At 58.6% G+C, this 8,704-nt stretch carries 8 protein-coding genes; 7 read left to right on the top strand and 1 reads right to left on the bottom strand.

Annotated elements, in window-relative coordinates; translation table 11 throughout:
• Nucleotides 1–363: 363 nt before the first annotated feature.
• Complete coding sequence (locus tag EN955_RS32325) at nucleotides 364–690, bottom strand: MAPEG family protein (RefSeq protein ID WP_013525012.1); 327 nt, start codon at nucleotides 688–690, stop codon at nucleotides 364–366.
• An 809-nt stretch (nucleotides 691–1,499) separates the two neighbouring features.
• Between EN955_RS32325 and EN955_RS32315 the strand changes: the two genes are divergently transcribed.
• From EN955_RS32315 to EN955_RS32285, 7 genes are all read left to right on the top strand, one after another.
• On the top strand, nucleotides 1,500–2,132 hold the full coding sequence (locus EN955_RS32315; RefSeq protein ID WP_013525013.1) for a hypothetical protein: 633 nt from the start codon (nucleotides 1,500–1,502) through the stop codon (nucleotides 2,130–2,132).
• 608 nt (nucleotides 2,133–2,740) lie between these two features.
• On the top strand, nucleotides 2,741–3,235 hold the full coding sequence (locus EN955_RS32310) for a spore coat U domain-containing protein (protein ID WP_024505608.1): 495 nt from the start codon (nucleotides 2,741–2,743) through the stop codon (nucleotides 3,233–3,235).
• A 23-nt stretch (nucleotides 3,236–3,258) separates the two neighbouring features.
• Complete coding sequence (locus EN955_RS32305) at nucleotides 3,259–3,978, top strand: molecular chaperone (RefSeq protein WP_013525015.1); 720 nt, start codon at nucleotides 3,259–3,261, stop codon at nucleotides 3,976–3,978.
• Nucleotides 3,950–6,361 carry a fimbria/pilus outer membrane usher protein gene (locus EN955_RS32300; protein WP_024505609.1) on the top strand — a complete coding sequence of 804 codons (2,412 nt, stop codon included), beginning with the start codon at nucleotides 3,950–3,952 and terminating at the stop codon, nucleotides 6,359–6,361. Before EN955_RS32305 ends, EN955_RS32300 begins: the two co-directional genes overlap by 29 nt.
• A 14-nt stretch (nucleotides 6,362–6,375) precedes the next feature.
• Entirely contained in the window at nucleotides 6,376–7,320 is a 945-nt protein-coding gene (locus EN955_RS32295; RefSeq protein WP_024505610.1) for a spore coat protein U domain-containing protein, read from the top strand.
• A gap of 89 nt (nucleotides 7,321–7,409) precedes the next feature.
• A complete protein-coding gene (locus EN955_RS32290) occupies nucleotides 7,410–7,610 on the top strand; it encodes a hypothetical protein (RefSeq protein WP_024505611.1) in 201 nt (66 codons plus the stop codon).
• 267 nt (nucleotides 7,611–7,877) lie between these two features.
• Nucleotides 7,878–8,039: a hypothetical protein gene (locus tag EN955_RS32285; protein WP_244507004.1), complete on the top strand. Its 162-nt coding sequence runs from the start codon at nucleotides 7,878–7,880 to the stop codon at nucleotides 8,037–8,039.
• Nucleotides 8,040–8,704 lie beyond the last annotated feature (665 nt).

The raw sequence follows: 8,704 nt of genomic DNA, 5'->3' as shown, positions 1-8,704 counted from the left end.
GTGTTAGCCGTCAGTCATTCTATCTCACGCGCTGACGACCTCTGGCGCCTTCCAAGTCATCACTTGTGACATCAGCCGTTGAATCGAAGCCGGTCCAACCGCCTGCTTCGTATTCGTTTCGCCGGAACCACCGATAGCTTCGCCCGTTGCTAAGCTGCCCCGTGACACACGGAATCATCGATCACTGCTTGATGTATGGCTAGCGACGGTGACTCACCAGAGACATGAACTCAGAAAAGAACCAACGAAGCTGGACCGCGTTTAACGTGTTGACTGGGCAGCCAGCAGACCCGTGGGCGCTACGGCTAAGCTATGCCCGGACTCTTGTTCGCCTTTTGAACGCTGTCGAGTTGAAGCGAAAGGTCACATGCGGCGAAAGATTGAATAAAGAAGCCGGGGTACCGCTTCAGCGGTGCCGACGGGAACCGTCATTATCCAAAGCAGTCCCAGTGCAGCCGCCCATGGCGCGCTCCAGTAGACCGCGAAAAGCCACATCGACGGAAGAAAGATCGGCAGCCATTCGATCGAGTTTGAATTAGCGCGGATTGTCCGCTCAAGCAGCGGATCCCCAGTCATGGTCGGGGCGAGAACGCCCGTCCTCTTGTGGGTTCTGGCGACTGTCAGCGCTATGCCAAAAATCATTAGGCTGCAAAGCAGCGTCACAATAGCCACCGAGAAATACCGTTCCATGCCTGCCTCCTCTCGTCGCGGAACAGGCAGGCAAGCAAAGGTTGTCGCCAGTGGCAAGCTGCATGTGCGTCATCCTGACAACCAATCGCCAGGATTTTGCGGCCGGCTTGAGCCGCGAGCTCTTGTCTCCCCTATGGCGACAGGGTCTTTGCCGAAGGACGCTTAGAGCCGCTTATGCTAAGCTGCTTTCACTGCTATATCTGAAATGCAGGCAGGACGTCCGCAACCCCGGAAAGCCAAGGGATGGATTGGGATCGAGAACGCGACGATCGCGATCACCGTCGAAGGCATTGATCGCGCCGATTCCAATGTGCGCCCTGTCGGACTTCCGGCTTTTAGACCATGCGACAGCTCCCTGACTCGAGAGGCGAACCCACTACGGCCGCACTAGACGCGGAAAGGGAGAATGCTGGTTCAGTGGGGGCCTTTGGGCCCAACGGACCGCACCGGCCACTACGGAAGAGATTTGGACAGCCCGCGGTGCTCAAGCCATAGTTCGATGTGTTCATGGCGCGAGGGGGCGCCTGCTATCTTGACAAGTACGCGGTCACAGTGTGGACCTCCTGAATGGCGAGGACCCGAAACATGGATGGCCAGGCAATTCGCTCGTGTAGCAACGCGTCCGGGGCAACCGAGCCACAGTTGTTCTTAAGCATTTTAATAAAATATCAGCATTGTCCTATATCCGCAGGACACTATACCGCCGGATCATACCGGCTATTGTGCAACTCGGTGGCGCCTTAGCGCGTACTAATATGAGCGGCAGGCGAAGCTTGCTGCACATCGTAAGGCAACCACAGGAGAGTGTCATGGCTAGTATCTTCGCGAGAACTGCCAAAACATTGGCGAGTGGCGTGATCATTTCAGTTTTGTGCATGCCGGCAAATGCCGCCGGAATTGGCGCCGGTGCGGGCGCATCCGTTGGGGGTAGCGGCGGCATCAATGCCGGTGCTGGTGCCTCTATCGGCGGCTCGGGCGGCGTGGACGCCGGAGCGGGTGCGTCTATCGGGGGTTCGAGCGGCGGCAATGCTGGCGCAGGCGCCTCAGTCGGTGGCTCCAGCGGCGTCAATGCCGGTCTGGGCGCCTCCGTCGGCGGCTCTAGTGGCATCAATGCTGGGGCAGGTGCGACGGTTGGTGGCACTAACGGCGTGACGGCAGGTGTTGGCGCAACTTTGGGCGGCACGAGCGGCATTGGTGTTGGTGCTGGACTGGGCGTTGGCAATGGTGTCAATGCCGGTGTTGGCGTTGAAACAAGCCCCTCCAACCCTTCCAATCCGAGCAATCCTTCTAATCCCAGCAATCGTAGACTGGTCAACGTCGTAGCTGACCTGTCGGATACGCAACTCGCACGGATGAAGAAACGTTGTGTGGACGTGCTCGGCAGTCAGGGGACCTACGATCGCGACTTACGCCAGCTTTGCCTGCTGATCTCCCGCCGCTAAAAAGAACAGCCGGGACGGAAGTGCGAACCAGCCGCAAGGCGGTGTGACACTCTCCTGCCTTTGGCCAGTCAGAAAGCCCGTTTCCGCAAGTGACGGGCTTTTTGCCGCCATTAGTTTAAATTGACGCTGCATCATTTCTTCCAATTATTTGGCGCCATGTGAAGAAAACGCGAACGACGTGCTAATATCGAGTGTGCTCCAAATTATTTGATTTGCCGTGAGCGCTGGAGAAATACCATTCCAATGGCGTCAAAAACATTGGAAAGTGACCGACATATCATTGGCGCTAATGTGGAGATTTAAACTAAACTTTAAGACGAAAACCCGACTTCGATTTCTGTCGGGATATCTTACCATGTGAATTGAAGATTAGTATATTTCCAGGAATGTATAATACCTGTGATGATTGGATCGTCATTTCCGGCAATACTTCCTAACTGAATTGCGGATACCATTAGCAACAGCAAATATCCCTTTACGCGTTGAGCTCAGCGGTCTCTGAGATGTTAGTTGAATCTTAACGCAATTTGTGCCAAATGCATTTTGGGTCGGGAGCTTTCGACGGTTATCGCCATTGGCGAGCAGCCGAAAGATAAGGAGCACACTGAATGCGTGCCTGCCTCGCGGCCTTTTTGGCTCTCATTTCCGCGGCATCCCTGACCGACCCAGCCCTTGCGGCGGTCGCGACAGGCAACATGACGGTTCGCATTACCATTACCGCCGAATGCAAGGTTCAGACCGCCAGCGATCTGGATTTCGGCTCAAAAGGCGTAATCGACGCCAATGCCGATCAAACCAGTACCATCGGCGTGCAGTGCACTTCCGGTCAGACCTACAATGTGGGTCTGAGCGCAGGCGCGGGTGCTGGTGCGACCGTAGCAGTTCGCAAAATGACCGGCCCTGGTGCCGCTACGGTTAACTACATGCTGTACAGGGACACTGGGCGCACCCAGCCGTGGGGGATCACAGTCGGCACCGATACGGTTGCAGGAACCGGAAACGGCAACGTGCAAAACCTGACTGTCTATGGGCGAGTCCCGCCGCAAACAACGCCGGCCGCAGGCGTCTACACGGATACCGTCGCGATCACCGTGACATATTGAACTTCCCAAACGGAGGATACGACATGCGACCCATGCAGTCATGCATAGGGGCGGCAGCGCTCCTTTTGCTGTGCGTCAGCCTTTCGGCAGCCGCTTCCCTTAGAGTGGCCCCAACCAGCCTGGAGTTGATTGCGCCCGACAGCGCGGCAGTTTTGAATCTGCACAATGATGCCAAGCGGCCGATAAACGTGCAGATACGCGTATTCCGTTGGCGCCAGGCTGACGGCGTAGAGCAGTTGGAGCCGACCACCGACGTGGTTGCCAGCCCGCCATCGACCCAGGTCGGGCCGAATGCCGACTATTCCGTTCGCGTGCTCCGCGTCAGCAAGGCGCGAGTGAAGACCGAGGAAAGCTATCGCCTGCTTGTAGACGAGCTGCCCGACCCATCGCGCAGGAAGGCTGGGACCGTGACGCTGGTGCTGCGCTATTCCGTGCCGGTCTTTTTTCGCAATCCCGACTCCAAGGCACCTGACGTGTCCTTCAGCATGTCGCGGAAGGGCCGCAGCCTTGTTCTGACGGCGCGTAACAATGGTGAAAGCCGGCTGAGGTTATCCAACATCGATCTGACGCAAGGCGGCAAGAAGGTCGCCAGTCGCAGCGGACTTGTCGGCTACATTCTTGGCGGAGCCACCATGCAATGGCCGATCGGCAGCAGCAAATCGCTGGCCGCAAGCTCTGTGGTGCTGAAGGCACAGAGCGATTTTGGACCATTTGATGCTCCGGTTGCGATCAAAGGGCGGTAGAATCGCGGTCGTCGCTGCAGGCACCTTTCTAACTTTCCTGCCGGCGAACGCGCAGGCTCCGCAGACTCAAATTGCGGAACCCGCCCCGGACCAAACAGGACGTCGCGACCTTTATCTCGAGGTGTTCATCAATGACGTTTCGACGGAGCTGATAGGGACCTTCACGCAGTTCCCCGACGGGCGCCTGGCGGCGACGCCGGACGAATTGAAGCAGGTCGGCCTGAAGCCCGTAGATAGCGCAAACGCGGACGGGCTGGTCAGGCTGGACCAACTGCCCGATGTTGCCTTTCGTATTGATGAGCCGACGCAGCGCCTCTTTGTCACGACCACGAACGAGGGGCGCGCCGCCCGCGTCGTCGATGTTCAGGCCGCTGAGAAGGGAGATCGTATTCAGGCGCAGTCGGGTTATGGCGGCGTATTCAACTACTCTCTCTTCGCAAGTTCCAACTCCCTGGTTGAGAACAGGGTTGACCTGTTTCAGGGAATTTCAGGAGCCTTTGATGCGCGCGTGTTCAGCCCCTACGGCACGCTCAACCAATCCTTCATTGCCGGCTATTCCGATGGCGAGTTCGGTGGCTTCACACGGCTTAATACGACGTGGAGCTATTCAGACCCTGAACGGATGATGACCTACAGGGCGGGGGACTTCATTTCCGGCGGGCTGGCCTGGACGCGGCCGGTCTATCTCGGTGGCATCCAAGCACAGCGCAACTTCGCGCTCCGGTCGGACCTGGTCACGCTGCCGCTGCCGTCCTTCGGCGGAACCGCTGCGGTTCCTTCCACCCTCGAAGTCTATGCCCAGAACGTCCGCACCTATACCGGAGAGATTCCCGCCGGGCCTTTTCAGGTCACCAATTTGCCAGTCTTTGCCGGAGCCGGTGAAGCGCAGGTCGTGTTGAGGGATAGCCTCGGTCGCGAGACCACAACGAGGCTCCCCTTCTATACCTCCAGCGACATGCTGGGACAGGGCTTGCTCGATTTCTCGGCGGAGATCGGGTTTCCACGGCGTAACTTCGGCACCGAGTCCAACGATTACGCCAACGGGGTGTTTGGGGTCGCCACCGCACGCTACGGTCTCACCAATTGGCTGACGCTTGAGGGCCATGCCGAGGGCGGCGAAGGATTGATCAACGGTGGTGTAGGCGCCGCCTTTCCGCTTGGACCATATGGCGCAGTCTCAGTCGCCGTCGCCGGCAGCCATCAGGACGGTCGCACGGGTTCGCTTGTCAACGCGTCTCTGGAAATGAGCTACGAAGGGTGGTCGATCTACGGTCGCATCCAACGCGCCTTCGGCGACTATGATGACATCGCCGCGGTGACGGCAGAGCCGACGTTGTCAGAGCCCGGTGACGTGCCGATCTTCAGCACGGGCGTGCCTCGCGCAATAGACCAGCTCACGCTCAGCATCCCGGCGCCGATAGATTTTTCCAGCCTCAATCTCTCCTATACGCATCTTGAAAGTGACGAAGGCCAGAAGAGCCAGATCGTTGGCCTTTCCTACAGCCAAGAGATATTCAAGCGAAGCAGCCTCTATGCCACTGCCTTTACCGACCTTGAGGATAGCGGCGGCTTTGGAGTCTTCGCCGGCCTGTCGGTTCCGTTCGGTGACGATATCACCGCTTCCACGGGAATAGAGCAGGGACCGGACGGCCTGAATGTCGTCGCCGACATCGCCAAGTCGCAGCGGTTGGAAGACGGCAGCATTGGCTGGCGAGCACGAACCTCGGAAGGCGACACGCCCAACCGGTCGGCCGCAGCAAGCTATCGCGCGCGCTTCGCCCGCTTCGAGGCTGGCGTCCAACAATACGGGAAGGACGTGCGGGCAACTGCGCAAATGGATGGCGCGATTGCCGTGGCAGGCGGCGGGGTCTTTGCCACAAATCGCATAGACGATGCTTTCGCCGTGGTCGAAGTCGGCGCTCCTGATGTCGACGTCCAGTTCCAGAACAGGCCGGTGGGAAAGACCAATCGGCAAGGGCGCATCCTGGTCCCCGGGCTTAACTCCTACGAACCGAACACGGTCTCCATCGATCCAAAGAATCTGCCAGTGAATGCGGACGTTCCGGCAACCAAGGAAGTCGTGATGCCAGCCGATCGCAGCGGGGTCGTGGTGACGTTCGGCGTTTCGGAAGCGCCCGAAGCAGCGGTCGTCACTCTGGTCGACAGCACAGGGACCCCTTTGGAAGCCGGCCTGAAGGGGCGCATGGAGGCTGGCTCCGAAGAGTTTGTCATCGGCTACGATGGTGAGGCGTACATTCGAGGCTTAAGCGCACAGAACACGGTCGTGATCGATCGTCTGGATGGCACCTCCTGCAAGGCCGATTTTTTCTACACGCCCGCACCCGGTCAGCAAGTCGCAATCAAGGACGTGGCATGCAGGTAAACATGGGAGAACGAATGCTCCGTCTTGTCATCTTCATGGCCTTTGCCATGTTTCCGTTGTCCGCTTTGGCGCAAAGCTGCAGCTTCAGCGTCTCGAACATGAATTTCGGGTTGGTTGACACCCTCTCGGGCAGTCAGACCAACACGACCGCGACCATCAACATGAATTGCAGCGGCATTGTCGGTCAGCGCATCCTGATCTGTGCGCATCTTGCGGCCGGCACAGGCGGCGCGTCGTCGGCGACGGCCCGCCAGATGTTTAGCGGAGCCAACGCACTCAACTATCAGCTCTATTCCGACTCGGCACGCAGCGTGGTTTGGGGTTCTTATGCCTGGGCCTACGCTTCCCGCCCTCCGGCACTGGCATTGACCCCAAATGTATTGGGCTCAGCCACTGGAACGGCGACTATCTATGGCGCCGTGGCCGGAGGGCAGGGAACCGTTCCACCTGGAACCTACCTTTCGACATTCTCCGGTGCGCAGGTCGAATTTCGCTATCGCTATACCTCCGGCAGCAGTTGCAGTACCGCCTCCGGTACGGTGGCGGCTGATCCGACTTTCACCATCAATGCGACGGTCGCCGCCAACTGCCTTGTATCGACGCAGAACATCGATTTTGGATCAAAGGGGGTACTTGACGGCAATGTTGATGCCACCGGCCAGGTGTCAGTCACCTGCACACCAGCAGCGGCCTACACGGTCTCGCTGAATGGCGGCACGACAGGATCGCCGCCGACAACTCGCAAGATGTCGAAAGGCGTGGAAACAGTGACCTATGGCCTCTACAAGAATGCTGATCGAACTCAGCCTTGGGGCGACGCTTCCGTGCCCGGCAGCACAGTGCCGGGAACTGGAACTGGGGTCCCGCAAGTCTTCACGGTTTATGGTCGCGTCCCGCCGCAGGCCACTCCTTCCGCAGGCGTATACACCGACACGGTTGTCGTCACTGTGACCTATTGAGCGATGAAGGCCTTTCCGACAAGACCTTGGTCCGAATTGACATTTAGCTGACCCGCTCGAATGATCCGGCCAATGCAGGGGCAGGGATCATGCTGGTAACAAGCATCGCGAACGGCACCTTCGAGCCGGAGGAACTGTCTCTTCTCCAGGGGCTGTTCGATATGCTTTGTGAGCTGCGCGGCATTAACCGCGAAAGCCCCGAAGCTACGACGGCTGCCGAAAGCCTGATTGCACGTTACAAAGCCGGCCTTCGCGGCGATGAACTTTTTCTATCGGTCGCGCCGGAGTAGCTGCAGCTCCAACTCTCTTCAGGCAATCCATCGGGAACCATTAAGGTCACAAAGGGGTTGGGCTCGGTCTAACCGTGCGGGCCAACCATGCAAGAGCTTTCTCCCGAGCAACAGCAGGCTACATCGCGTCTCATTCGGTCGTGGATTACTTCAGAGACGCTGCGCCATCAAATCCGCCAACTGCTGGGAGGTCCAGCAGATTGGGATGTGACCGAGCAGCATCGGTCCATGCTTGACGAGCTGGATCGGAAGCTGAACGAATGACCCATGGCACAGCAGCGGTACGACTTAAGGCAGGAGCCAGGTAGAAGCTGGACGGTGTTCGACGTGTTCACCGGCCTGACGGCTGATGCGTGGGGCGCGCCGGCTGAAGGTCTGGACATGGGACATGCCGACGATCTGGTTGGCCTGCGAACGGCATTGACCTGAAGCGTAGGGTCGCCCGAGGTGACTTCTAACCGTTGCTTCAATCTTCCCGCCGACCGCATCGACAGATGGTGATTTGGCAGGCTCGCCTATCGTGCTCTCTACCCGCTGCAGGATCGTATCGAGGGGCTCCGCGACCAGGATCTCGGCGAGCGGTCGATAGACGAATCCCAGGGACTCGGCGCGAGCAGACAGCTGAAGGCCCTTGCGATCCTCGGATTTGACTTCGCCGCGTCGGGAGTAACCCGTCCTTTCAGCGTGCGCAGCCCAATGGTAACTCCTGGGCGTCTTGCTCCCAGCGCTACAGCTCGAACCGCAGTTGACGTTGATCCGGCGGCAACACATCGCCTAGCGACGAAGCGTGACGCCATTCGGATGAGTTTCATGCCGCCCGTTCGCCAGTCGCTTCAATTGCCAAAGGGGGTGCGGTTCTATGTCAAAAGGGTAGGTCGGCACGATCAGTTTACCAAGCAAGGGTGACGGTGACCGTGCCGACCGGCACTGGTCATAAGGAGGGACCCAAACAACCAGATCTACAAACTACGCGCAAAACGGTAATCCCGCAACTAAGCCCCATGGCCTAGGCTGCCCGTCAGGGCCATTGCGCGATAGCACCATAGGCACCAGAGTTGGGTATATATTAGCTTGTGCTTGCGGCGGCCCACCCC

Origin of the sequence: Mesorhizobium sp. M7A.F.Ca.CA.001.04.2.1 (genome assembly GCF_003998485.1) — a bacterium.
Lineage (GTDB): Bacteria > Pseudomonadota > Alphaproteobacteria > Rhizobiales > Rhizobiaceae > Mesorhizobium > Mesorhizobium ciceri.
This window is presented reverse-complemented; position numbering and strand designations above follow the sequence as displayed.